Raw genomic sequence first — 26,164 nt, 5'->3', positions numbered from 1 at the left:
GCCGAGGCTGTGTGAGAACTCTGCGCGGCTGATCGGTCAAGCTGCCTTTTCCATGGTGCGCGTCGGCTCCGGTCACCCGGCTATCGCCTTGAGTGTTGGGGCCACGCCGGCCACGGCAATGGCACGCTTCATGTTGTAAGCCAGTATCGCCAAGCTGGCTTCGGTGGCGACGTGCTTGAGGCCGCGCGTTCGGAAGTGGGTCGCACCCATCCAGCCCTTGATGGTGCCGAAGACGTGCTCGACGGTACAGCGGCGAACCGCCATGGCTTCGGGCATCGCTTGAAGCCTGCGCTCCATCTCATCAAGCACGGCCTCATGCTCCCATCGGCGGATGCGCTTCTCCTTGCCGGCTGTGCACAGGGGACGCGACGGGCAGGCGCTGCAGGCCTTCTGGTTGAAGTAGACGCTGATGAGCTTGCCGCCCTCCACCCGGGCAAAGCGTTTCTGCAGCTGTTGACCGGCGGGGCAGCGATAGGTGTCGGTCTGCGGCTCATGCACGAACCTAGCCTTGCCCCAGAAGCCGCGCGCCTGAGCCGGTGAGGTATTTGGCTTGGGCACTATCGGGATGATGCCAGCTTCGGCGCAAGCGCGGATTTGCTCGCCCTCATAGTATCCACGATCTGCCAGGGCGATCATTTCGGCAGCGCCGGTCTCGGCCTGGGCCGCTGTGGCCATCTCCAGCAGATGCGAGCGGTCATGACCGCGGTTGGTCACCGCATTGGCGACGACGATGTGGTGTCGGGTATCGACGGCCGCCTGGACGTTGTAGCCGACTACCCCGCGATGGTCGCTCCCGGTCGCCATGGCACGGGCATCGGGATCGGTGAGCGACACCTGCTCATCGGGAGCGGCTTGCAGTTGCTGGCCAATCTCCTCGAGTTCGCGAAGCCGACCACGCAGCGACGCCAGTCGCTCGGTCAGGTGATGAATCCTGGAAGTGGCCGGGCCGGTCTCCGCCCTGTCGGTCTCCTCAAGCTCGGCGAGATAGCGCGCGATGCTCTCCTCGACATGGGCCTTACGGCGCGCCAGCTTGCCCTTGGTGTAGTTCTTCTCGTGCGTGTTCACTGCGCGCAGGCGTGATCCGTCGATCGCGACCATGCCACCACCGACCAAGCCAAGGGCACGACAGATGGCGACGAAGCGCTGGCACGCGATCTGGATCGCGCTGGCATTGTCATGGCGGAAGTCCGCGATCGTCTTGAAGTCGGGTGCCAGCTTGCCGGTCAGCCACATCAGTTCGATGTTGCGGCGCGCCTCGCGCTCCAGCTTCCGGCTCGAGGTCAGCTGGTGCAGATAGCCATAGACATAAAGCTTGAGCATGGTGCCCGGGGCATAACCGGGTCTGCCGGTCGATGCCGGCTGCACGCGAGCAAAGCCGAGTTCGGCCAGATCGAGTTCATCGACGAAGGCGTCAATGATGCGGACCGGGTTGTCAGCATCCACATAGTCTTCCAGGCACGTCGGCAAAAAGCTTGCTTGGCGGCGGTCAGCAGCTTCAACGAAACGTCCCATATGGCACCCCGAAGCACTGCCAGATCATAGCATCATCAGGGGTTTTCACACAGCCTCGGGCCGGTAGCGGACTGACAGCTTTCGGGTGCCGCTGTGCGATAGCCGCCTTTCGGCAACCGTCCCCTTTGTCGCCGTTCGGTCTGCTCTCGTCGCCACCCAAGACTTGCCATTTGTTCGGCTTCCGCACGGACCACGGAAGCCGGGCCCGGCGACGGACTGGCTGCTTAGGCAGGATCCGGACGACAAGCCGACGTTCATGCTCGGTCAGCGTCAAGCGGACACGCGTTAGGCAGCTTGAAATTCCCGTTTCGGTCTAGCCAATATAGCCGGCCCAGCCACTAGGGTCAGCTGGAAACGATGCGTCGTCAACACCTGCGATAGAGAAGATTCCTGCAATCGGCACGTGTCGTCGTGGTTCATCTGCCGGAACATACCCGCCTGCGCTTCTTCTTCAGCTCCTCCTACTCGGCGGCAGCCGCGAGATCCTCAGCCGCAATTGTCGCGATCGCCTCCCAGCCGCGGTCGAACGTGAAGGTGCCCGTTGCGCCATGCGGATTGCGGATCTTGAGAACCCGTGCCTGGGCAGTACCGGCGCGTTCAACCACGTACAACCAGAACTGATCACCGCAGCGGCGCGCCTGCTCCATCTGGGCACTAGAAAGACCGACTGGGCGATCTGCCAGCGTTCCTTTCATCGCCTTGACCTCGATCCATCGCTCGGGCTCGCCAGCCACGTCCTTTTCGATCAAATCAAATCCCTTGTTGCCAGCAGGCGTCCGCTCAAAAGTTGGCTCTAGGCGTAGGATCAGCGCGATAGCGGCCTCTTCCAGATCCATGCGTTCTTGCCGTGTGAGGCCGTCCGGATCGGCGTGGTCGCCTCCGGGGTGCGTACCCACGTAGGATATGAACTCGCGAGTACCGCCACCGGAGCCTCCCCCCTGGCCAGAAGACACGCCAGCGCCGCCGCCGGAGCCACCACCGCCTGATCCGCTGCCCCCTTGGCCGCCAGAACCGCTGCCGTGGCCCTCCCCGGAGGTATCATCGCCGACACCAGATTTGTCCCCCCGCCCGGAGTCTTCATCGGCCCCTTCGTCCTCGTCATCGACGTCGTGATCGTCGTTGACGTCATCATCTTCGGGGTCGTTGGCAGCGTCCTCGTCGTCTGCGGGCTCCACTCTGAGGCGCTCGCGAAGTTGCTGGAGGTCAGTAACCCCTAGCCGCTTGAGTTCATCGAGCACATCAGCGTCGATCCCCACTTCCCGGGCAAGGGCGGCGATCGCCGGTGGCTTGAAAGCGATACGGGTTTCGAGAACGGGATGCGAAGGCCAACCAAGGTCTGCGAACAGTATCTCCGAAGGGCGTCGCAGTTCCCCGGTTTGATCCGGTATCCACGCAGTCTCATTCAGGCGGCGCAGAAACTTTGCATCGACAGATGTCGAGCGCGTCTGCATGTATGTCCAGCTGTAGGTCACGGACATTACCGACGGACCACGACGATCCACGAGTTCGGAGACGGCCTCCCAAAGTAGACGCGCACGGTCCGGGCGCTTTTCTATCGGCAACTTAGGCAGGAGTTCGAGCAGTTTTTCGAGGCCTGCCACGTCCACGTCCTGGATCCGTTGTTCCGTGCTGGCGCCTTCCCACCCTGCCGCGCGACGTACCGCAAACCGTTCGCTCTCAGTCAGATCGCTGGCGTAGCTCTCGGTCCGCAAGATGCGGGTGGCCCCGGCCGCATCCAACATGTCTCGCACTTTTTCGCCGCGAAGACACTCGAAAGAGGTGTCGAGGAGATGGACCCCCTTTACATCCTTGAAGAGGTTCGTCATGCGCGCGGCGGCGAGATAAACCTCGCCAGGCTTGCAGATGAATCGCTTCCCAATGGCGGCCTCCCTAGCCATGACGATATTGGCCGACTTCAGTGCCCCGATCAGCTTGTCCCGCTGCGCCTGCGAGTCCGTGTCGAAAGCCCGCAGCATGCGATCGATGTCTTCGGCATAGTTCGTAACGTCAACCTTCTCCTTCTTGTAGCCGGGCAAGACGTTGAGGATCACGTCGTCCACGGGGTCGGGTTTGGTAAGGCCGGCACTTTCGAGGAACTTGCGTGTCCGTGAGGTATGGAGTGAGGCGCGCAGCGTCGGGAAGCCCGTCTTTTCCCCGGTCGGCAGGAAGACCTGCCGCACACCGTTCCTCATCAGCGGTACGTGTCTTCCGTTTTCGAGCCGGTACAGCGCAATGTCACGAGCACGCCCGCGCATCAGGGATGGCTGGGACGCGAGCAGTTGATAAAACCGCACCATCCAGGTGTCAGACTGTTCCTCAAGGAAGCTGTCCTGAAGACGCGCGAGCATCTGATCCAGGGTGAGTTCGGTGACCTTGAGATCCTGCATAAGGAAATTTCGCAGCTGCGGCGCCCGATCCGCAGTGATTTCCGCAGAAGCCCAATAAACCAGGCCCTCGCTTCCGAGCAGCGTCTCCAGTTGCCGCGGACCAAACAGATCCCTGACGTCCTGGGCTCGCGCAAGACAAAGTTCGGCCGCGCTGGAGAACTTGCCTGTCGATGTCGGCAGCAGCCGTTTGGTCCGGAGCGCTTCGACTATGCGCTCGTACAATGGTGAAAAGAGTCCACTCTCGAGCTTGGAACGATCGAGAGGAAGCGTACGCAGCGTCGCAACTGTCAGCAGGTTCACGGACTGCAGGTGCATGAGTGCGTCAACCAGCAGGTCGGCGGTGATGCCGGCGAGCTTAACGTTCCAGGGCTTGTCGGCGGGAACATTGTCGCGGCTCGGCGTGGTCTGGTAAGGACCCTGGACGAGAAATCCTGTGTTGGTCGGCAGTACGGTCGGAAAAAACACGACGAGCCGCGCGTCGGAAACGGGCTGTACGACTCGCTGTCCATCCTGAAGCACGACGTGGAAGGCCAGTTCCGCCTGCCCCACGACCTTTGCCTCGTTCTCCACGTCCCGGGAAAAGAGCAGGTATTCCTCGCGGGTTGTCTCGCCATCATTTGCGGTGACGAGCCTCACCTCAAGCATGAGACCGGCGCCGGCCGCCTCGCGTCCGTAGGTTCCAGCACCCATTCCTTCGACGGACCAGACGATTTTGTCTACATACTTCAGGAATAGCAGCGCCTCGCTGCCGAGCGAGCGCAGGCCCTCCGCAATCTCATCAAACGCAGAAGGGTCGGCATCGAGCGGCAGTAGGATAAGAGTCTCGTCCGCGTCGCGCTCACGAGCGGGGATCGCCTGTGGCAGGACATAATCGGCGATCGAGAAGGCTTCCGAACCGGAATGTACTTCGGGTTGTCTGGTAAAGGCGTAGACGGACTTAAACCCGATCCCGAACCTGCCAATCGAGGTGATGTCCTTGGTACTTGCGTTGATGCCGCACACCCCCCGGACGTCTGCCTCGTTGAACGGTGCGCCGAAATGGGAAATACGAAGTTCGTTTGCGCTGAGGGTGAAGTTGACTGCCCTCGACCCAACCCAGCCAGGACGTCGCCGCAGCGCATCCTCTGCGTTCTGCAGAATTTCGTAGATGAAATGCGTCCGCTTGTCGTAGCGCTCCTCGAGCAGCATCTTACCAATGCGTCCGATCGCCCGACCGTACTCCTCCCGATTTTCCTTGCGGAGAGCGGCGTAGTCGACAGTCATTGCGGAGTCCTCACGCCATCGGCAGCGGAACAGAGACGGCCGAAATCGCATGTGGCGCAGCGTGTTGCCTCCGGAGCTGGGGCGAAATCATTGTCGCGCAGTGCCTTCGCGGTGCGGTGAATCCGCTCCGTGACGTCCCGAATAAGGTCATTGTCGACAGACCTAGCCTTGCGCCGCTGATGATCGAGTTCATAGGTTTCGACGAAATCTGCGTTTTTCCCAGTTAGCTCGCGATAACCAAGCGCGTAAATGTGAAGCTGAGACTCAGTCAGCGCTTCCGCCTGTGCGCGTTCGTTCGATTTGAGATCGACAATTGCCACATCGCCGCTGTCCCTGCGCCGCACGAGGTCGATCCGCCCCGCTACGGACACCCCGTTCCCAAGGTTGAGCTCGATGGCCTTTTCGCTAAACTCGAGGTGTGGGAACTCGCTCTGCCGGGCGTCTATATAGGCGGCCACAGTTCGCATCGCAGCCTCCCGCATCGTTTCCCGGAGACTGGGATAGGCATACGGGACACGGAGATGCCGATCCACGAGCCCCTGGACCCATGACGCATCTACGGCCTCTCCCGCGATCGCGCGCATATGGAGTTCGGCTAACGCGTCGTGTAGCGACTTTCCATAGCCAAGTGCCTCGTCGAGTGGGGCGTTGAAGCCGTAAAGAGTTCGCATCTTGAACTGATACGGGCACTCGAAAAAATAGCGCATGTCGGAAAAGGAAAGTCGGACATCGGCGATCGCCGAGCGGGCCTGCGGCGCTCCTCGCGGCCGGCCGCTCAGATCCTGCGGCGTGCGTCGCACGTAGCGGGACTCGAGTACGTCGTACCAGAAGATCGAAGGCTTGACGTTGCGCTTGCTACCGGGGGTCGGGGCGGTGGTCATGTGCAGGTGCTTTTGGCTCCGGGTGACCGCCACATAGAACAGGCGCCGCTCGTCCTCATCTGAGCCCAGGTAGCGGCTCTGTCCTTCGACGCTCTGCGCCGGGACAAGATGCCAGACCGACATGCCGCCGCGGCCAGCTGGCGGAAACCTGTTCTTCACGAGCTGCGGGACGAACACAGCCGGCCACTGCAGCCCCTTGGCACGGTGAATTGTGAGAATCTGGACGGCATCGACCGCAACAAGGCGCTCCTCTGTGCCGGTCGACTGGTCATAGACTTGCTCCGCCTGATGGCGGAGGAAGCCAGCAAACGACTCATATTTCTGCATTGGGCGGGAATGGAAGTAGATCGCTTCGAAGTCCGAGATCGCCTGACTGAACTTGGCAAGATTGTAGAAGACAACCGCGCCCCGCCCTCCAGGTATCATCTCTTCTCGGAGTCCCAGGCGCTCCAGAAAGCCAATGAACTGGCGCTGGATATTGTAGACGGAGAAGCGGACATCCTGGTCTTCGGTCGTCATGCGGGTCCGCCTGATCTCGGCTTCCTGTACCGCCTGTCCGATTAGCGACGGTTCAATGCCAAGATTTGCGGCAGTCCAAGCCGTGACAACATCTACAACCTCCGCCTGTCCCGCCATCAGGTAGAATAGCTGGCGCGAGGCTTCGGCCTCTGGCGTGTCGAATAAGCTTCCCAAGCCCACAGACACCACAGGGATACCTTGGCGTTCGAGGGCGGCCCGAATCGGTTCAGCCATGTTTGTAATGCGGATAAGTACGGCCATGTCAGACCAGGATATTGCTCGATCGCTGTCCCCCTCCCGAATCATCGTTCCATGGAGCGCGCGGCAGGTTCGGGCGACATAATCCGCTTCCTCATCGGGAGAGGAAAACTGCAGAGCAACAATGTCGCCAACTTCATGAGTCTGCCGGTCGGCTGAACGCATCGCCTTCGCAAGGCGCACAGGGTTCTTCTCGATCACCAGCCGCGCGACGTCGGTCACCCCGGGGCTCGAGCGGAAATTGTCCTCCAAGCGGATCGATCGGGCGTCGTAGCGCGCCTCAAACGTAAGGATGTTGCGGGCGTCGCTGCCACGCCACTGATAGATCGTCTGATCATCATCCCCGACCACCCGAACTGCGGCACCGAGCGCATGAAGCTGGCTGACAAGCTGCTCCTGAATCGGGTTCACGTCCTGATATTCGTCGACGATCACGACGCGCAGCCGCTCGGCAAGTCGCGCTCGAACCGCCGAGTCGGAAGTGAGCGCCCGGACAGCCTCCTGCAGGATCGAAGAGTAGTCGAGGTAGCCTTTCTCGTGGAGCAAGGCGCTATAGCTGTCGAGACCATCGGCAATGCTTATCTGCTGGAGCGTCGCACGATCCACCTGAGCTTCTCGCAGCAACCCGAGCGCGTCGATATAGACCCGCGTATCGATGTAGCGCCGCAATTGCCGGCCCTGCAGCGTCGACGTAGCAGTCAGACCGCATCGGGCGGAACTGCGATCGACGAACAGGGTCTGCTGCGTTTCGTTCAGCACGTCGTACTTGAGGAACTGCGGAACCTCGGAACGGAGCAGCTCTAGGCAGAACCCGTGAATGGTTCCGATATACATCTCGGCCGCGCCGACCAGTTCAGACATCGCTTCTGCGCACCGCTCTATGGTACGCTGGCGCAGTTCAGCAGCCGCCTTCTCAGTGAAAGTGAACGCAATGATGTTGCGCGGAAGCAAACCAGCCCCACCAGCATCGCTGGGGGTGAGCAATCCCGCGATGTGACGGGCAACTACTTCCGTCTTACCAGAGCCTGCACACGCGATGAGTTGCAGATTGCCTTCGCGATGCCGAACCGCTGCTAGTTGCGCTTGGGTAAGCGACATTGATTCTCCCCCACAGACTGCCAGCATGATCAAGTGCCAGCGGATCGCAAATGGAATCCACCTATGCCAAACGCAGTCATTTAGAACGTGTGCCCGCCGGCCGCTGAGTGTCCGCTTGCGGGATACCGATGCGATCGGCTCAACGACCGGAATGGCGGCGCGTTGCTGAACGCGGCCTCGCCATGTTCAGCGAGGCCGCGCGGGTCAGATTTCCGTTGTCTCGGCAAGCGTAAGAGCATCATCGATATCGACACCGAGGTATCGAACGGTGTTTTCGATTTTGGTGTGTCCAAGCAAAATCTGAATAGCTCGGAGATTGCCGGTAGCCTTGTAGATCAGGGCGACCTTGGTACGGCGGAGCGAATGCGTTCCGTATTCCTCGGGGCGCAGTCCAATCGCCGTAACCCATTCATCGACCAATCGCGCGTACTGTCGAGTGCTGAGGTGCCCTTCGTGGTCGACCCGGCTCGGGAACGCGTAGTCGTCGATACTGCCACCACGGCGTTCGAGCCACGCGAGCAGACTTGCCCTCGTGTCTGCGGTGATCTCGAATTGGACGGGCCGGCCGGTCTTCTGCTGGATCACCATTGATCGAGCCCGTATTGCCGAGCCGGAGACAAGCGATCCGATCTTCATCTTGACGAGGTCGCAACCGCGAAGCTTGCTTTCGATCGCGAGGTCAAACAATGCCCGGTCCCGCATCCGCTCTTCGCGATCGAGGAAAAACCGGATCAACCAGATTTGCTTCACTTTGAGCGCTCGTTTGGCGCCGACCTGCTTGCCTGCATTCCAGGCTGGCCGACCTTTGGCGGCTGGGTCGTACTTTGAGATACCCACGTCATTTCTCCTTTTGGCCACCATGGCCAATGGAGAAATAGGAAGGAGCCGATAGCGGACTGGCGTCTTTTGGCGCCCGATCAATGGAAGCAGACGTTGTAGTTGACCGACGAAACTTCTCGACCTGACCCTTAGCTGACTCGTGGCGCGTCCGCTTTCCGGCAGTCTCGTTCACGGCGGCGCCGCGGCCGAAACTGACCCATATCCGCCCTTCTGAGGGGCCACTTAGCGAGACATCCTCGAACCGCTCTTTTCAGGCGGCCTCTGTGGTGTCTTCCCCTTCCTCGTCGTCCGTTGAAGGAAGTTGGAGTAGCTCGTCGACGCTGGCTATGGGCGTACCCAGGACGATAAATTCCCGCACGGCCTGCTATCAACCACACAGACGGTTCGTGACATGTTTTGCCTCTGCGCCGAGTTCGCCGCTACGAGTTGCGCGCCATTCAAAGAGTTCATCCTAACCGGCCTGGTTCCTCTTCTGTGCCGGGCGCGGACAGCTGTGACGGTGACAGCGGTGGACCAATCTACTGAATGGGAAACATCAAGTCAGCGGATGGCGGTGTCCAGCCACACAGGTTCCTGGTTGGGATTACCTCACGGGCCTTAGAAGGGGTGCCGCAGTTCGGCATTACTGCATTGCGGCGGAGGCGGCATCTATAGCGTTGTCGGCCACGTTGACGTACTTGCTTGGCTCGCAGCTAACGAAGTGGCGGTCGAGGTCGGGCTCGGCGCGCAGCGGTTTGCAGAGGATCCCGTGTCGAGTTCGAACTGGGGTGCGCGATATGCACCTTCGAGCAAATCCGCCTCACAATAAAGCGCTGCTATCTGTGCGATGACGCCCCCCTTGGACATCGGGAAAGGCGTGCGTCAGGACATCCTGGGGTTGCAGAAAATGGGGCCCGTGGGCATCGGTCAGTGAGACGTGGAGGCCCTGCGGAGGGTCGGCGCGCCCCACGATCACCATAAGGAAAGCATGGAGCGAATGGCGCGAGCGCGAAACGCCATCGGCTGCGCTGCGTAGATCGACTGTCGAGGGTGAAGGCCGGTCTTCCGGATGCGTATGCCAGTCGCCAACGAAATGCAGTCCCTGGGGGAAGCGTTCATCTATCTCCTGTTGCTCCGCCACACGATCGGGCAAATAGCTCATCCGCCACCGACGGTCGGAAGGACGGGGGCCGGTGGCTTCGACGAGCAAAATCCTATCTGCGTCGAAGCGCGCAAAAAGTTGGCCGCCTGCCTCGCGGTGCCAGGGACGCGTCTGACGCTGAAGACGGAAGTGCGCAAGGACCTCGTCGGTGAACACGAGGATTTGTCCGGATGCGCCGATGGGATAGGCGAGCATTAAGCCGCTCCGCAGACAGGGCAGCCGTGCCGCTCGTTCCAGCCACGCTCTTCAAGTCGCGCGCCATGGGGAGCGGCGTCATGGGTCTCAAGCCAGCCATCGCTCCAGACCGCCCCAGCCCGTGCAAGCACGTCTTCGCGAGCGACCCAGATACGGTGGAAGGGCACGCGCGACCGCTTGGTCAAAATATCGACCGCTGCTTCCACAATCGTCGCCGAAACATGACTCAATTCGGTCGGACCATATGGCTGGTACATCACACCACATCCGGGTTCGGAGCGCCGTCCGGCGCCCTTCGGCCAGGATGCCACCGGAAGGAGCGGCTCCCCATACTCCGAGAGACCGCAGGCAAGGCAGCCGCACCCACCCACGAGGCCCACCGCGTGCCCCGCTACTGCATGCGGTTCCGTCCAGCCAAACAGCATGTCCGGGTGATTACCCGCATGGTGCCGCCATGCGTTAAGAGCCGCTTCCGGCGCCCATTCGCCCACGGTCGAGACAATGAGATCAGCCTCGGCAAGGATAGAGGGCTTTTTTGCAGCCACGGCCTCCCAGCAGTCCCTGAGCCCATCGCAGAAGACGATGTGGGGATAGTCTTCACATAAGCGGGCAGCGAGCTGTGGGGCTTTAGCGGTCCCGATAAACCCGTTCCCGAGAGGATGCCGCCCGACATTGGATGCCTGAAGAACTTCGGGGTCTATGAGCCGCAGCCTCCCGACCCCGGCCTGTGCAAGCCCGGTGGCCACGGGGCCACCGAGCGAGCCGCAGCCTATCAAAACAACGTTGGCGGCTCGGAGAACGGCGAGATCCGGGTCGCAATCGCGACCATGAATCCAGGCCGCATCAATACGTTGCACAGACGCTTTTAAGACCCGCCCAGCCCCCACGATCCGCCGAGCGAGAAGCTCGGCAGGTATCTTGCCCGGCCGGAAGCCGCGTTCGGCTCCGCCGCTGGGCGGCGCCTTACCCCGCCCGTTTGGTAGCGGGACAAGCAGTACTCCCGCGAACACCGGGCCGTCGGGCGTCGGCGCGCCAAAAACAATGACAATCCGTGGCGGCTTTTTTGCCAACAGGGCTTCGAAAGTATCTGCCAGACCGGCATCGCGCACCCGGTCGGCCACGTCCCCTGCGGTGACGGGGTATTCCGCGGGAAGCATCGGCTGTTCAAGCCAGACCAGGAGCGCAGGATGAATCTTTTTGCGGCCGGTAGGGCGTCCCGCTGACGTGTGATTCAGCCACCTCGTGAGTGTTTCTGCGTCATCCGCCACTGTTACAAGATCAGTCACGGTGTGAGCGGCAATGGGGCGCGAGGGCCCTTGGGGTGAAAGCAGACTGCGGACGAAGGGTGCCGCCGGATGCTTTGGCCAGTACGATAAGAACTCCAAGCGGAAGTCATCGACATTGCCGCCGCTTTCGGCGGTGTCGATGAGCTGGACGGCCTCCGCGAGCAATTTCTTGAGGAGTTTGACCGGGTCGTTGAAAGAGACCGGGGTGCCATTGGGCAACAGGCAGAGGCTGCCATCGTCCTCGACATGGGGCCAGGTCAGATGAGGCGGGCGGTCGACCAGCGCTAACCGCGGTATCGCAAAGGGAAATCCCTGACCGATGAGGATGTCGATGCGCCGCTGACAAGAGGGAAAGGTCAACGGAAGGCGCCAGCCGTCTTTGACGTCGCGGGTCGGGTAGAGCTTCGCTGCCGCACTTCCGAGGCGTTCAACGCCGCTCCAGCCGGCCAGCCAGCCGTCAACCAGAGCGATTGCGCTTTCTGAGTGAATGGCCGTGCCCGTTTGGCTCGACCCGTCAGCCATACCGGCGTTCACCCTCCCGCTTGACCGGTTGGTCGTGGGCGTTTTCCTTGCCCCATTCCTTGACGAGGCCGGAAGTGAGAACGCCAGGCATTGAAACGCCAGGGGCCGTTTCAGAGATGATGAGCGCAGGGTCGTCCGGCAGCCTGTCGCCAAAAGCGCATACCAGGCTCTCAAGCGCGCGGGCAGCGCTGTCGGTGCCGCGAAGCGCCTCTTGAACCCGCTGCAGCAATTCCTCCGCTGCCGCGATCATGGTCTGCCGTTCCCGGTCACTCCACCCCTCGTCCAGAAATTGGCCGGGCACCACTGGATTGGCGATGGGCTTTGCCAATAGCCCCGGTAGGCGCTCACAGACACCCAGCAGAGCCAGGTCATCCCGATTGGTGGCAACCGATATGGTGGCCTCATCATAAGTCGTGACCACACATGCCATCAAAGAAATGGAGGAGAGCCGCGACGCCTCCCATTGGAAGTCGCGCCATCCCTTGAGGTAACGACAGACACGCCGGAGCTGTTCATCGTGCGTTTTCAGCGCCGCCCTAAACCAGTCCTCCAACTTGCGTGGATCTGAGGGCTTCCAGCCCTCGGTGCGGTGGGCCAGCATGATCTGGTCTTCACGGAGGTTCTGATAGACGGTTTCCGCAAATTCGAGCTGCTCGTGCAGGGAGAGCCGTAATTCGTCGGCGAGCACCCTCGTGGCGGCCGCCGCCTCCACCAACTCCTCGAATTCGGCGTCAGGAATGGCATAGAGAGCAAAGTCGATATGGGCGCCATCATCAAGCCGCACCCGCACACAGGAGGTCTTGTTGGTGTCCAGCGTCCAACCGTGCGCATCACACACCGGCTTTAAGGCAGCTTCGACCGCCTGGAAATAACCCGAACTGATTAGAGCGGGATGAACATGCCCATGGTCCGACAGAAAGGACACGGGAACGAAGACACCATCATCGAGATCAATCTCCTGCGGCGGTGCCTTTGCCGGATCATTCAGGGTCCGGTAGGCGAAACTGCCTTGCATCTTGAACTTTGGTTTGAGGGAGGTTGGCGCACTGGCCACGATCGCGCGCTCGAATAGCAACTGATCATTGACGAGGGTCGACCAGTTCCGCAGACCCGACCGCAGCCCTTCCCGGCAAGCATCACGGGCATCGCGCAGTTTGTTAATGCGCTCCGTCTCGAGCGTAAGGGCGGCGAGATAGTGGTCGGCGTCGACCGGTCCGGTGAAGATGCGATGGGCATTGAGGGTCATGAACTTAGCACCACCCAGGTGAATAATTCGCGGGGATATGGGATTGATTGTGGCTAAGCACAAGGTGGTGAGGTGCCGATGTATCAAATTTTGGGTGTGAGCCGATCTTTGACCCTGTTTGGCTTCCTCTGCGGCGTCATATTCGTCGTTTTGTTAGTGCTTGCGCCCCCAGAGCATGGGTCGCTCCTGGCTTGGTGGTCGCTGGCCGTAAAAAGTGTATCGGTGGCGGGTTTATTGGTCTGGCTGATTGGCGCCACCCCATTGTTTCCGCTGCTGTGCAAGCTGCCGTACCTGCGGCGCTGGTTCCCACCCATTGAAGGGGAATGGACGGCAGCGTTGGAGTCGAACTGGCCCGCGATCGACACGAGATCCCAGCCCGCACAGTCCGAGGTCTTACTTGCGCCGGTGCATGCCTCCGTCACCATCATCGCCAGGCTTTTTTTCATCCGCATGAACCTTGCTGCGACGGACCGCTATTCTACGTCGAAGACCATCTTCGTGCATGCGGAGCGGGACCCACACGATGGTTCAATTTCACTCCACTATGTCTACCGCAACACAACCCTGGACCCGCGGCCCACGGACAGTGCTTTTCACCTCGGTGCTGGATGCCTGACGATCGAAGGCAAGGACGACGATATTTGGCTTGAGGGGGTTTACTGGACAAATCGCAATTGGAGGCGCGGCCTCAATACAGCGGGGAAGATCACCCTTCGCCGTGCCGCGGGCTAACGAGCCGGATTGGCGCCGGATAGTCCAGGAAGAAGGAGGCGGGCAAGCCTCTCAGGCGGCTGCGGGACGGTCAAAGGGGGAGGCGGCGGTTAGGGAAGCGCGCTTGACGCCTAGAGCTAGCTTTCGCGGCTGGGTGACGACCTACAAGGGTCGATATCCGAGCGCCCGCGATGTGGCGCTACGGAGGGTCTGCAAGGGCGCTGAACCAAATGACTGCTCTTGGCGCAACCACGACCGCCAGCGGTCGGTCTGCGATGTCCGCTTCCGGGAAATGTCAGCGTCAGCTGTAACGACTGACATGGGGGCGCAAAGCGGCCGTTTGCAACGTTGCGCTGAGAGGGCCGCTTTGGGTCACCAGCACCAGTTGCGCCTTGATCGCCAGGCATCGGTTTCGCGCGCCATGGTCTCAACTTGAGACCATCCACCATCCCTCAGAAGGGCTTCCAACCGGTTCGCATCAGGCTGGAGCCTCCTTCACGACGGCAAGCCTCATCATAGCCGCGAGCCGTCATATCTCGCCCGCCATTTCTCTCGCGTGGAAGCAGCAGGAGGGAATCGGAGGAAAGTCGGGTCCCAACCGCCTTCAGGGCATATTGGGTCATGCGATCAGGGGTTACGAACACGCGCCCGACCCAAATGCGCCGCACCCGCGTATCCTCGTTCAGAAAAACATTGGTTGCGACCATTCAATGACCTCTATCTGAAGCACCAACGGCGTGAAGCATCGCGCGCAAATGCAATCAGCTTATCTCTTGCGAACGGTCGAAGGATCCTCTCCCTTGAGCAACTGCTTTTTGGCCTCGTCGCGCTTCTGGCGGGCCTCGGCCAGGGACGTGGTGGGATAGGGACCGAAGGAAAGTTGCTTCGGCTTGCCGGCGAACCGGTAAGCCAGGCGCCAGATACGGCTGCCGTTCGGGCTGACGAGCACATGCAAGCCGCCGCCATCGAACAATTTGTAGGCTTTGTCCTTCGGCTTAGCGTTGCGAAGCGCGAGGTCGGTTAAAGGCATCTGTAGGCATCTCTTTTGTAGGCACGCGGCAGATGCCTACGAACATGCCTACAAATCGATGAGATGCAACGGCACGCCAAGAGACGCCGCGAACCCGTGAAATGGGATCAACTCATTGATTTCAAAATGCTTTGAAACCTTACGCGACGCTCTGAAGCGTGCGTTTGGCCTCCCGGAAGGGATTCGAACCCCTGACCCCAGGTTTAGGAAACCTGTGCTCTATCCTGCTGAGCTACCGGGAGCCCGAGGCTGTTCTAACCCAAGGGCCGGCGTGTTGGAAGACGGGGGGCGCAGGCTCCGCATGCAGCTTCAAGGCGGAACGCACGGCGGAAGCGCAGGCGTGGGCGCAAATAAAAACGGCGGCGCGAACAAGGCCGTGCCGCCGTCGTTTTATATGCCATCCCCGCCGCCTTCGCTGCAGCCGGGACGGGAAAAGGCGCAGCTCAGATCCGCGCCCGCGGAAAGATGACGCTCAGATCCGCGCCCGCGGATCGTGGCGGGCGAGGCGCGAGAGCAGATAGTCGATCTCGGCGCGCGCCGCATCCGTCAGGGCCGCGCCCGGCTTGCGCTGGGCGTCGGAGGCGATGAAGCCGCGCTTCATCAGCACGTACTTGCGGGTAGCGAGGCCGACGCCCTGCTGCTGCTCGTAGCGCACCAGCGGCAGATGGGCGTCGAACAGATCGTGCGCCGCATCCCGCTTGCCTTCCTTCTGCAGGCGCACCACGTCGCCCAGCATTTCGGGGAAGGCATAGCCGGTCATGGCCCCGTCGGCGCCGCGCTCCATCTCGAAATCCAGGAACAGCGCACCGTTGCCGGTGAGGATGGAGATCGGCCGCAGGGAGCCTTCGGCCTGGAACTTGCGCAGGGTGGAGATCTTCTCCAGGCCCGGCCAGTCCTCATGCTTCAGCATCACGCAGGAGGGGTTCTCCTCGACGATCTGGCGGATCACCTTAGGGGTCATCTGCACCGTCAGGGTGAGCGGATAGTCCTGGATCACGAACGGCACGTCGGTGCCGATGGCTTCCACCGCCTGGCGGTAATAGCCGGTGATCTGGTCGTCGGTGCGCAGCGCGGGCGGCGGGGCGATCATCACGCCGGCGGCGCCCTTCTCCATCACCTGGCGCGCCAGCGAGCGCATGGCGGCAAAGCCCGGTGCGGAGACGCCGACGATCACCGGCAGCTTGCCGAAGCCGTCGATGAAGCGGGAGGTGATCGCGAGCGATTCCTCCGGCTCCAGCTTGGGCGCCTCGCCCATGATGCCGAGCACCGTGACGCCGGTCGCGCCGGCGGCGAGATAGCGCTCGATCAGCGTGTTGACCGAGGCCTCATCGATGCGGCCGTCGGGATGGAAGGGGGTCGGGGCGATGGGGAACAGGCCGGAGGCCGTTGCGTCCAGAAGCATGGCAATCACTCAGATGGAGGCGATCAGCCCGCCATCCACGCGGATGACGGAGCCGGTGAGATAGGAGGCGGGCGCGGAGGCGAGGAAGGCGACCACATTGCCGTATTCCTGCGGCTCGCCGTAGCGGCCCATGGGAATGGTGCCGGTGCTCTCGGAAGAGACCTGCTCCACGCTCTTGCCTTCGCGCTTGGCCTTCTGCTCGTCCAGGAACTTGATGCGGTCGGTGGCGATGCGGCCCGGCAGCACGATGTTCGCAGTGATGCCGTCGCGCGCCACTTCGCGGGCGAGCGTCTTCGACCAGCCCACCAGCGAGAGGCGCAAGGCGTTGGAGATCCCGAGATTGGGGATCGGCGCCACCACGCCCGAGGAGGTGGAGGTGACGATGCGGCCCCACTTCTTCGCCTTCATGCCGGGCAGGACCCGGTCGGTGAGGGCGATGACGGAGAGCACCATCTGCTGGAAGCTCTTGCTCCACAGCGCCGGGTCCTGGCCGGCGGCCGGGGTGGGCGGGGGACCGCCGGTGTTGTTCACCAGAATGTCCACGGAGCCGAACTGCGCCTCGATGGCGGCGATCTGGGTCTCGATCAGGGACAGGTCGGCCAGGTCCCAGGCCGGCAGGGCGAGGGCCGTGCCGCCGGCGTCCTTGATGGCAGCCGCGACACGCTCGATCGCTGCGGAATCGATATCGCCGAGCGCCACTTTCGCCCCTTCGCGGGCGAGGGTCGCCGCGATGGCGCTGCCAAGGCCGCCGCCGGCGCCTAGCACCAGTGCGGTTTTATCCTTAAGTCCGAGATCCATGGAATGTCCTCATGCTCCCCCGTAACAGGGGTGGGTGTCTAGAGCCGGATCTGCCCATATTGAATCGCCCAAGGCGTTTCAATATGGGCAGTGAATCCACCTCTATTCAATAAGTTAGAGGGCGATTCACCACCCATATGGAACCCCAGTGGTTCCATGTGGGTGGATCGCGCTCTAGCCGGCAATGCCGAGGCGCGCGGGCTGTGCGCCCGCGGCCACGCGTTTGAGATAATCCGCTTTGCTGGGATGCATGTGTTCGACGCACAATTGCGCCAGCGCCCAGGAATCGCGCCCGCGCAGGAGTTCTATCATGGTCTCGTGCTGGCGGCGGGAGACTTCGAGCCCTTCCTTGTCGGCGAGGTTCTTGGCGCGCATCGGCAAGGTGAGGCCCATATAGTCCTGGAGCGAGCGCACCAGATACGGGTTGCCGCACGCGGAGAACAGGGCGATGTGGAAGGCGTCGTTGGTTTCGTGGATGCCGCGCAGGTCGCCCTGGGCCGCGAAACGGGCATAATCGGCCTGGATCGCACTGAGCTTCTCGATCAGCTCCGGCGCGGCCGGCAGCGCGATCATGAGCGCGGCCTGGCGGGTCAGCATCTCGCGCACTTCGTAGATCTGCTGCACTTCCTGCGCGGAATAGGAGCATACGGTCGCGCCCACATTCTTTTCGCGCCGCACGATGCCGGTGCGCTCCAGCTGCACCAGGGCCTGGCGAATGAAATGGCGGCTCGCGCCATAGCGCGCCATCAGCGTATCCTCGACCAGACGAGAACCCGGCGAAAACCGGCCGAAGATGATGTCCTCTTCGATCTCGCGCACGATTTCCGCCTGGCTGGCATCACGCCCGGCAGGGATCGCGCCATCAGGTGTCGAGCTTTCCATCATCCCCGCGTGTCCCGTTCAAAGCCGGACAGGCGATAGCAATCCTCCACCAGGCGCAAGGTTTCAAGATTGTCTTCAGGCGCGGTCTCGAACGGCGCACCGGTTTCGAGCCCGGCGATGAAATGGGCGATGGTGGCGCTGTAGGAATCCCGGTAGCAGACCGGCAGGTCATAGACCTGCGTGGCGGGATTTTCGCCGAAGCAGGACAGGGTATCCCCGGCGAGGCGGATGGTGCCGGTCTCGCCCAGAATCTCCACCCAGTCGGACTGGGCCGGCGGGGCGCCGTGAACGGCGAAGCTTGCGAACACGCCGACGCCCGTGCCCTCGGGGGTGCCGAGCTGGATCACCGCGCCGTCCTCGCCCGCCAGCACCGGGCAGGTGCGGGTCAAGGCGGCGGCCTCCACTTTCAGCGGGCCGAGCAGCATGCGCAGCGTGTCGAGATGGTGGATCAGCACTTCCGCCACCAGCATGCGCTTTTCGTGGCGCATGAAGGGCTGGCGCACCAAGGCGGGATACTGGCCCTCGGCGTCGGGCACCGTGCCGCTGGTGGCGAGCGTGAGGCGGGCGGCCTTCACCTTGCCGATGCGGCCGTCCCGCAGCCATTGGGCGGCGTCGCGATAATAGGCGCGGAAGCGCCAGTTCTCATGCACCATCAGGCGCACTGCGCCGGCCACGTCCGCCACCAATTGCTCGGCTTCCGCGAGCGTCGGGGCAAGCGGCTTCTGGCACAGGATCGGCAGGCCGCGCGACGCGACGAGGCGCACCAGCTCGGCGTGGACCGCGCGCGGGGCGGCGATATCGACGGCGTCCAGCTCCGCGCCGTCGAGCATCGCCTCGGCGCTGGTGAAGACGGTGGGAATGTCGAACTGCGCGGCCCGCTCGCCCGCCCGCTCGGGCGAGGGATCGGCGATGGCGACCACGCGCGCCCGGCCAGCCAGCGCTTGCCAGCCCACCAGGTGATGCTGCGTGACCCAGCCGGCGCCGATCAGGCCGATGCGAAGCTCGCGGCTCATTGCAGGCCACGCGCCGCGGCGAGCGCGCCCTGGGCGGTGCGTTCGCCGGGGATCGCCCGGCCGGTCTCGGCATCGAACAGATAGGCCGCGCTGGCGGAGAAGGCGAGGTCCACCTCGTCGCCGGGGCGCACCATCACATTGCGCGGCAGGCGGGCGGTGCACTCGCCGAGCGGGGTTTCCAGCACCACCAAGGTTTCCGCGCCCAGCGGCTCGATGGCGAAGGCCTTGCCGCGAATGCGGCCGCGCAGCCCCTCCCCCGCCGCGGCGGGGTCGAGATGCAGGTCTTCCGCGCGCACGCCGAAGGTGATCTTGCGGTCGGCATAGGGGGCGAGCGAGGCGGCGCTCCAGCGCGTGAGCGGCGTGTGGAACGCGCCCTCCTCCAGCAGGAAGCCGTCCGCGCTCTGGCGCAGCGGCGCCGTGAACAGATTCATGGGGGGCGAACCGAGGAACCGCGCGACGAAGGTGTCGGCCGGCTCCCAATAGACATCGAGCGGCGCGCCGATCTGCGCCACCTTCCCTCCGTTCATCACGCAGATCCGCGTGCCCATGGTCATCGCTTCCACCTGGTCGTGGGTCACGTAGATCATGGTGGAGCCGAGGCGGTGGTGCTGCTTGATCAGCTCGTTGCGGGTGTTGACGCGCAGCGCCGCGTCGAGGTTCGACAGCGGCTCGTCGAACAGGAACACCATGGGCTCGCGCACCATGGCGCGGCCGAGCGCGACGCGCTGGCGCTGGCCGCCGGAAAGCGCGCTGGGCTTGCGGGCGAGCAGCGCGCCGAGGCCGAGGATGTCGGCGGCTTCCTTCACCCGCCGCTCGATCTCCGCCGCGTTCACATTGCGGCGGCGCAGGCCGAAGGCGAGGTTTTCGCCCACGCTCATGTGCGGATAGAGCGCGTAGGATTGGAACACCATGGCGATGTCGCGATCTTTCGCGGCGACATTGTTCACCACCCGCCCGTCGATGGACAAGGTGCCCTCGCTGATGGTCTCGAGCCCCGCGACCATGCGCAGGGTGGTGGACTTGCCGCAGCCGGACGGGCCGAGCAGCACCATGAACTCGCCGTCGCGAATGTGCAGGTCCACATGGTCCACGGCATACTGGCTGGTGCCGTAGCGCTTGCAGAGCTTGTCGAGAATGACGACCGACATTGCGCTTAACCCCTACTTCACCGCGCCGGCAGTCATGCCGCGGATGAGTTTTTCCGAGAAGAAGATGTAGGCGAGGATGACCGGGACCACCGAGATCATGACGCCCGCGGCGATCATGCCGATGTCCTGGAAATGATCGCCCATGAAGGCGCGAATGCCGATCGGCAGCGTGCGCTTGTCCGGGTCGGTGATGAGCACCACGGCGAACAGGAACTCGTTCCAGAGCTGGATGAAGTTCAAGATCAGCGTGGTGGCGATCGCCGGCATGCCGATGGGCAAGACGATGCGGCGGAAGATCTCGATGTCGCCATAGCCGTCCATCTTCGCGGCATCGAACAGATCCTGCGGGATGCGGGCGAAGAAGCCCTCCAGCAGATACACAGTCAAGGGAAGCTGAAGCGAGATATAGACCAGCGTCAGCCCGAGCAGGCTGTTGTAGAGATTATAGTCCACCAGGATCTGGTAGAGCGAAATCAAGGTGATCTGCGGCGGGAAGATGATGGAGGAGAACAGCACCGCATAGATCAGGCGGTTGCCCTTGAAGCGGTAGCGCGCCAAGGCGTGGGCCGCGGCCGCGCCGACCAAAGTCACCACCGCCACGGCGCCGACCACGACGAGGGTGGAGTTCCAGAAATAGGTGGCGAAATTGGAATCCACCCAGGCGATGCGGAACTGTTCCCAATGGAACGGGCTCGGCCAGGCGTAATGGTCGAGACTGATCTCGCCGGTGGTGCGCACCGACATGCTGGCGAGCCACAGGAACGGGCCGAGCGTGTAGATCGTATAGGCGCCGATCACCAAAGCGAGGCCGCCGCGCGCGAACAGGCGCGGCAAGGGGGTGGCGCCGGGGTCGCGGGCGCCGAGCATGGAAAAGAGGGCCATGGGTCAGTATTCCAGCCGGTCCTTGGAGGCGAGCACCCGGTTCAGGATGACCACGGCGGCGCACACCACGCCGAACCACACCGTCGCGATGGCGGAGGGATAGCCGAGATCGAACGTGTTCCAGTTGAACGCCCGCTTGTAGACATAGGTCGAGACGGTCTCGGTGGCCCAGAGCGGACCGCCGCCGGTCATGATCCACACCAGATCGAAGATCTTCATCTTGCCGATGAAGGCGAGGATGTAGAGGTTCAGCAGCGTCGGCCGCAGCATGGGCACGATCACGTGCCGCAGCTTCGCGCCCCAGCCGCAATTGTCGAGCTCGGCCGCCTCCAGCACCTCGCCGGGCAGCGAATGGATGGCGGCAAGGCACACCACCATGTTGAACCCGGCCCATTTCCAGGCATGGGTCACGATCAGCGCGCCGAGCGCGAGATTGGGATCGCCGAGCCAGGATTCGGCGAGCGCGCCGAGGCCCACCGCGCGCAGCAGCTCGTTGAGGATGCCCCAGTCGTAATTGTAGATCCACATCCACAGGATCGCGACGACCACATAGGACAGGAGCACGGGCGTGAACCACGCCACGCGCAGGAACCGGGCGAACGGGACGCCGGCATAAAGCGCCAGCGCCAGCAGAAGCCCGGTGGACACGTCCAGGACGGGAGCGATGAACGACCACACGAAGGTGTTGCGCACGGCGACCCAGAAGGTCTCGTCCGACATCAGCGCGCGGTAATTGTCGAGGCCCACGAAGGTCGCGTCGAGACCCTCGATGGTGAAGAAGCTGTCATAGATGGTGCGGAAGGCCGGATAGGCCGTCAGCCCCACGTAAATGGCCAGCGCCGGCACCAGGAAGACCACGAGCACGGGCCAAGAGGTCCGCCGCGGGTCCGCCACCGAGCCGGGCGACTTAACGTCGTCCGGCCGGGCCGCGGTGGAAGTCATCGTCGCGTCCTGAGACATGCACCCTCACCCTTTGAAGCAGGCGGCGTTCATCTTGTCGGCGGCGTCCTGCACGCTGATGAGCCCGGCCGGGAAGGCGTTGTTCATCACCTGCGTATAGGTCTCCGCGCACTTGGCGCGATAGTGGAACAGCGGGGTGCCGAAGAAGTATTTGACACCCTTGTTGCGCGCGTTCAGCTCGGCGAAATAATCCGCGTGCGCGCTCTTGATCTTGCTGGGATCGGAGGCAAGGCCGGTCTGGAGCGAAACCTGCTCCATCCACTTGGTGCCGTTCTCACGGGTGGCCATGGACTTCAGCAAGGCGCCCGCGCAGTCCTTGTTCTTGCCCTTGGAGTACATCACGAAGCTGCCGGCGACGGCGAGCGTCTTGCACTCGGGGCACTTGCCGCCGTCCATGGCGGGGAACTGCATGATGCCGAGCGGGAAGTTCGCCGGCATGCCGCCGCTCTCCGGCGCGGCGAAGGCGCGGCCGGTGAACCAGCTCGGGTCGGGGAAGGTGAGCGAGCCGGGGGTATTGTAGAAATAGAAGTGGGATTCGCCGAGCTTCAGCGTGGAGAAGCTCTTGGGATAGGCGCCGGCATCCACCAGGCCCTTCACCCAGTCCATCACTTCGATGACGCGCGGATCCTTGTAGGAGAGCGTGCCGTCCAGCAGCTTGCCGTAATCCTCGGGGCCGAGCTTGCGCAGCAGCGCTTCATACAGCACGAGGCCGCCGGGGAACGGACGGTCGCCGACGCCCTGCGAGATCGGGGTGATGCCGGCGGCGACGCCCTTCTTCACCAGATCGGTGAACTGGGCCTGGGTGAGCTGGAAATTGGCCGGCACGTCGACGCCGACCTTCTTCACCAGATCCTTGTTGTAATAGAGCTCGACCGTATAGGCCTCGACCGGGAGGCCGTAGACCTTGCCCTTGGAGGTCCAGGCGGGCTTGGCCCAGTCTTCGAGACCGGCGAGGTCGATATAGCTGTCGAGGGGCTCGAGGAACCCGCCGGCGAGGAATTCCGGCTGGTCGGGCTCAAGATAGAAGATGTCGGGGGCCTGCCCCGTGCGCACCGCAGATTTGGCCTGGGTGTAGATATCCGCCTTGGGAATGAAGCTCAGCTTCACCGAGCATTGCGGATTGGCGGCTTCGAATTCCTTGACGCGGGCGGAGACCCAATCCTTCTTGGCCGGCTCGTCGGGCCAATTGCTCCACATATTGACCTGCACCGGCTCCGCCAGCGCTGGCCCCATGCATCCGATGCTCAACGCCGCCGCAGCGACCGCACATCCAAACCGACCCCATTTCATAAGCATGTCCTCCCTAGGTTTGTTTTGCCCGGAAGTTGGACTGCGCAGCGCAAGATTGTCAATAATAATTGGCGTTAGCGCGCAGGATTCTTCAATCAAACGCTTATGCGCCTAAAATTATTGACAATACGGAAGCCCTGGATAGGGTGCCGTCGGGTCGGCGCGACGATCGGCCAACGGGAGAACGGGCATGGCCAAGGGGCTGCGCAAGGGATTGACGAGCTATGGGGACGAGGGATTTGCGCTGTTTCTGCGCAAGGCCTTCATCAAGGCGATGGGCTATTCGGACGATGCCCTCGACCGTCCGATCATCGGCATCACCAACACCTATAGCGACTACAATCCCTGCCACGGCAACGTGCCGGCGCTGGTGGAAGCGGTAAAACGCGGCGTCATGCTTGCGGGCGGCATGCCCATGGTGTTCCCCACCATCTCGATCCACGAGAGCTTCGCCCATCCCACCTCCATGTTCCTGCGCAATCTCATGGCCATGGACACGGAAGAGATGATCCGCGCCCAGCCCATGGACGCGGTGGTGGTGATCGGCGGCTGCGACAAGACCTTGCCGGCCCAGATCATGGGCGCGGTGAGCGTGGACCTGCCCACGGTCGTGGTGCCGGTCGGGCCCATGGTGGTGGGCCATCACAAGGGCGAGGTGCTCGGCGCCTGCACCGATTGCCGCCGCCTGTGGAGCGCCCATCGCGCCGGCGAGATCGACGCGGTGGAGATCGAAACCGTCAATTCCCGTCTTGCCCCCTCGGTCGGCACCTGCATGGTGATGGGCACGGCCTCCACCATGGCCTGCATCACCGAGGCCATGGGCCTGTCGCTGCCCATGAGCGCCACCATTCCCGCCCCGCACGCCGAGCGCATCCGCCTCGCCGAGGAGAGCGGCCGCGTGGCGGCGCAGATGGCGGTGACCGGCGGCCCGCGCCCGAGCGAGCTGTTGACGCCTACCGCGTTCCGCAACGCCGCCGTGGTGCTCCAGGCCATCGGCGGGTCCACCAACGGCATCATCCATCTCACCGCCATCGCCAACCGCACCAAATACGGCTTCGACCTCGACACGCTCGACGAGCTGGGCCGCACGGTGCCGGTGCTGGTGGATCTCAAGCCCTCCGGCGCGCATTACATGGAGCATTTCCATCACGCCGGCGGCCTGCCCAAGCTGCTGAAGCAATTGGGCGATCTGATCGATCTCGATGCCCCCACCCTGACCGGCGGCACGCTGCGCGACGTGGTGGCGCGGGCCGAGGACGTGCCGGGGCAGGATGTGATCCGCTCGCGCGACAATCCCATCAAGGCCGAGGGCTCCATGGCGGTGCTCTACGGCAATCTCGCCCCCGGCGGCGCCATCATCAAGCAGGCGGCGGCGAGCGCGGCCCTGCTCCAGCATACCGGCCGGGCCGTCGTGTTCGAATCGGTGGAGGACATGGCCGCGCGCGTGGACGATCCCGACCTCGACGTGACGCCGCAGGATGTGCTCGTGCTGCGCAACACCGGCCCCAAGGGCGCGCCGGGCATGCCGGAAGCGGGCTATTTGCCGATCCCGAAAAAGCTCGCTCGCCAGGGCGTGAAGGACATGGTGCGCATTTCGGACGCGCGCATGAGCGGCACCGCCTTCGGCACCATCGTGCTGCACATGACGCCGGAATCCGCCGCCGGCGGCCCGCTCGGCCTGGTGAAGACCGGCGACAGCATCCGCCTGGATGTGGAAGGCCGGCGCATCGATCTGCTGGTGGACGACGCCGAAATGGAAGCCCGGCGCGCCGCCCTCGCCCTGGAACCCGCCGCCGCCCTGCCAGAGCGCGGCTATGCGCGTCTGTTCGTGGACAGCGTGCTGCAGGCGGACGAAGGCTGCGACTTCGACTTCCTGCGGCGCGGCGGGGTCGGCGGCGCATGAGTGCGACGCCTGGGGCGGGGACGGGGGCGGAGCCGGCATACGCCCCGCTCTGCCTGCCGCCCCGCGTGCCCGCGCGGACCCCCGACTTCGCTTTGCCAGCCGGCACCTGCGACTGCCACATGCACATTTTCGGCCCAAGGGCCGACTATCCGCTGGCGGAGGCGCGCAATTACACCCCGCAGCTCTGCACGCTGGACGATTATCTCGCGATGATGGCGCACACGGGCATCGCCCGTGCCGTCCTCATCCAGCCGAGCGTCTACGGCACGGATAACCGCGCCCAGCTCGACGCCATGGCCCGCGCGCCGGAGCGTTTCCGCGCCGTGGTCGTGGTGGCGCCGGAAACCGGGGATGCCGAATTGGCGGCCCTGCACGCGCAAGGCGTGCGCGGCGTGCGCGTCAATGCCCGCAACCCCGGCGGCCTGAAGCTGGAGGACGTGCCCCGGCTCGCCGCCCGCATCGCCCCCTTGGGCTGGCACATCCAGTTGCAGACCTCGCTGGAGCGCTTGGCCGAGCTGGACGATCTGTTCGCCGCCGTGCCGGTGCCCCTGGTGGTGGACCATTTCGGCCTGCCGGACCCGCGGCTCGGCACCTCAAGCGCGCCGTTCCGCAATCTCTTGCGCGTGCTGGACAGCGGCCGGCTGTGGCTGAAGCTTTCCGCGCCCTATCGCGCCAGCCGCCTTGGCGCGCCCTTCGACGATCTGCTGCCCCTGGTGGAAGCGCTGGTCGCCGCACGGCCCGACCGCCTGCTATGGGCGAGCGACTGGCCCCATTCCGAATTGTGGGACGCCATGCCCGACACCGCCGATCTGGTGGATCTCGCCGCCCGCTGGCTGCCGACGGACGCCCTGCGCCAGCAGGTGCTGGTGGACAATCCCGCCCGCCTCTACTGGGCCTGATCGGCGACACCGGAGCGCGCGCAGTTCAGCGTTTTCGGCGCCTTCCGTCATGCCCGCATCGAGATCAGCGCGAAAATAGTTGACTAGGAAATCATAGG

General features: G+C 63.3%; 19 protein-coding genes and 1 tRNA gene. 3 read left to right on the top strand and 17 right to left on the bottom strand.

Annotated features, from left to right (window positions below; translation table 11 throughout):
- Positions 1-72: 72 nt before the first annotated feature.
- The 7 genes from V5F68_RS01345 to V5F68_RS01315 all read right to left on the bottom strand — a co-directional run bounded on the left by V5F68_RS01345 (position 73) and on the right by V5F68_RS01315 (position 13,148).
- Entirely contained in the window at positions 73-1,512 is a 1,440-nt protein-coding gene (locus tag V5F68_RS01345; protein WP_394016432.1) for an IS1182 family transposase, read from the bottom strand.
- A gap of 461 nt (positions 1,513-1,973) precedes the next feature.
- Complete coding sequence (locus V5F68_RS01340) at positions 1,974-5,162, bottom strand: protein NO VEIN domain-containing protein (RefSeq protein WP_394016010.1); 3,189 nt, start codon at positions 5,160-5,162, stop codon at positions 1,974-1,976.
- A complete protein-coding gene (locus V5F68_RS01335; protein ID WP_394016009.1) occupies positions 5,159-7,918 on the bottom strand; it encodes an ATP-dependent helicase in 2,760 nt (919 codons plus the stop codon). The genes V5F68_RS01340 and V5F68_RS01335 overlap by 4 nt, the downstream gene beginning before the upstream one ends.
- Before the next feature lie 204 nt (positions 7,919-8,122).
- Complete coding sequence (locus V5F68_RS01330; RefSeq protein WP_394016008.1) at positions 8,123-8,755, bottom strand: tyrosine-type recombinase/integrase; 633 nt, start codon at positions 8,753-8,755, stop codon at positions 8,123-8,125.
- 802 nt (positions 8,756-9,557) lie between these two features.
- Positions 9,558-10,094 carry a Mov34/MPN/PAD-1 family protein gene (locus V5F68_RS01325; protein ID WP_394016007.1) on the bottom strand — a complete coding sequence of 179 codons (537 nt, stop codon included), beginning with the start codon at positions 10,092-10,094 and terminating at the stop codon, positions 9,558-9,560.
- Positions 10,094-11,902 carry a ThiF family adenylyltransferase gene (locus V5F68_RS01320; RefSeq protein WP_394016006.1) on the bottom strand — a complete coding sequence of 603 codons (1,809 nt, stop codon included), beginning with the start codon at positions 11,900-11,902 and terminating at the stop codon, positions 10,094-10,096. Before V5F68_RS01320 ends, V5F68_RS01325 begins: the two co-directional genes overlap by 1 nt.
- Positions 11,895-13,148 carry a CBASS cGAMP synthase gene (locus V5F68_RS01315; RefSeq protein WP_394016005.1) on the bottom strand — a complete coding sequence of 418 codons (1,254 nt, stop codon included), beginning with the start codon at positions 13,146-13,148 and terminating at the stop codon, positions 11,895-11,897. Before V5F68_RS01315 ends, V5F68_RS01320 begins: the two co-directional genes overlap by 8 nt.
- 78 nt (positions 13,149-13,226) lie before the next feature.
- Here V5F68_RS01315 and V5F68_RS01310 point away from each other — a divergent pair, with 78 nt between their 5' ends.
- A complete protein-coding gene (locus tag V5F68_RS01310) occupies positions 13,227-13,880 on the top strand; it encodes a Cap15 family cyclic dinucleotide receptor domain-containing protein (RefSeq protein WP_394016004.1) in 654 nt (217 codons plus the stop codon).
- Positions 13,881-14,625: 745 nt separating this feature from the next.
- Here V5F68_RS01310 and V5F68_RS01305 read toward each other — a convergent pair.
- The 10 genes from V5F68_RS01305 to V5F68_RS01260 form a co-directional block, all read right to left on the bottom strand.
- Positions 14,626-14,889, bottom strand: a complete 264-nt coding sequence (locus V5F68_RS01305) for an Arm DNA-binding domain-containing protein (RefSeq protein WP_394016003.1) — start codon at positions 14,887-14,889, stop codon at positions 14,626-14,628.
- A gap of 165 nt (positions 14,890-15,054) precedes the next feature.
- Positions 15,055-15,131: transfer RNA gene (locus V5F68_RS01300), tRNA-Arg, on the bottom strand.
- A gap of 230 nt (positions 15,132-15,361) precedes the next feature.
- Positions 15,362-16,291 (bottom strand): dihydrodipicolinate synthase family protein, encoded by a 930-nt coding sequence (locus V5F68_RS01295; protein ID WP_394016002.1) that lies wholly within the window; start codon positions 16,289-16,291, stop codon positions 15,362-15,364.
- Positions 16,292-16,300: 9 nt separating this feature from the next.
- Complete coding sequence (locus tag V5F68_RS01290) at positions 16,301-17,089, bottom strand: SDR family oxidoreductase (protein WP_348846804.1); 789 nt, start codon at positions 17,087-17,089, stop codon at positions 16,301-16,303.
- A 174-nt stretch (positions 17,090-17,263) separates the two neighbouring features.
- Complete coding sequence (locus tag V5F68_RS01285) at positions 17,264-17,974, bottom strand: GntR family transcriptional regulator (protein WP_394016001.1); 711 nt, start codon at positions 17,972-17,974, stop codon at positions 17,264-17,266.
- Positions 17,971-18,984: a Gfo/Idh/MocA family protein gene (locus V5F68_RS01280; protein ID WP_394016000.1), complete on the bottom strand. Its 1,014-nt coding sequence runs from the start codon at positions 18,982-18,984 to the stop codon at positions 17,971-17,973. Before V5F68_RS01280 ends, V5F68_RS01285 begins: the two co-directional genes overlap by 4 nt.
- On the bottom strand, positions 18,981-20,132 hold the full coding sequence (locus tag V5F68_RS01275) for an ABC transporter ATP-binding protein (RefSeq protein ID WP_394015999.1): 1,152 nt from the start codon (positions 20,130-20,132) through the stop codon (positions 18,981-18,983). Before V5F68_RS01275 ends, V5F68_RS01280 begins: the two co-directional genes overlap by 4 nt.
- Positions 20,133-20,144: 12 nt before the next feature.
- Complete coding sequence (locus V5F68_RS01270) at positions 20,145-21,014, bottom strand: carbohydrate ABC transporter permease (RefSeq protein WP_348846808.1); 870 nt, start codon at positions 21,012-21,014, stop codon at positions 20,145-20,147.
- Between the two features lie 3 nt (positions 21,015-21,017).
- Positions 21,018-21,956 (bottom strand): carbohydrate ABC transporter permease, encoded by a 939-nt coding sequence (locus tag V5F68_RS01265; protein ID WP_348846810.1) that lies wholly within the window; start codon positions 21,954-21,956, stop codon positions 21,018-21,020.
- Positions 21,957-21,980: 24 nt separating this feature from the next.
- Positions 21,981-23,207, bottom strand: coding sequence for an ABC transporter substrate-binding protein (locus V5F68_RS01260; RefSeq protein WP_394015998.1), 1,227 nt, complete (start codon positions 23,205-23,207; stop codon positions 21,981-21,983).
- Between the two features lie 247 nt (positions 23,208-23,454).
- On the opposite strand from V5F68_RS01260, the gene V5F68_RS01255 reads away from it, so the two are divergent.
- On the top strand, positions 23,455-25,167 hold the full coding sequence (locus V5F68_RS01255) for an IlvD/Edd family dehydratase (RefSeq protein WP_394015997.1): 1,713 nt from the start codon (positions 23,455-23,457) through the stop codon (positions 25,165-25,167).
- On the top strand, positions 25,164-26,066 hold the full coding sequence (locus V5F68_RS01250; RefSeq protein WP_394015996.1) for an amidohydrolase family protein: 903 nt from the start codon (positions 25,164-25,166) through the stop codon (positions 26,064-26,066). The genes V5F68_RS01255 and V5F68_RS01250 overlap by 4 nt, the downstream gene beginning before the upstream one ends.
- Positions 26,067-26,164 lie beyond the last annotated feature (98 nt).

It is taken from the genome of Roseixanthobacter pseudopolyaromaticivorans (assembly GCF_043195145.2).
GTDB lineage: Bacteria > Pseudomonadota > Alphaproteobacteria > Rhizobiales > Xanthobacteraceae > NCEH01.
This window is presented reverse-complemented; position numbering and strand designations above follow the sequence as displayed.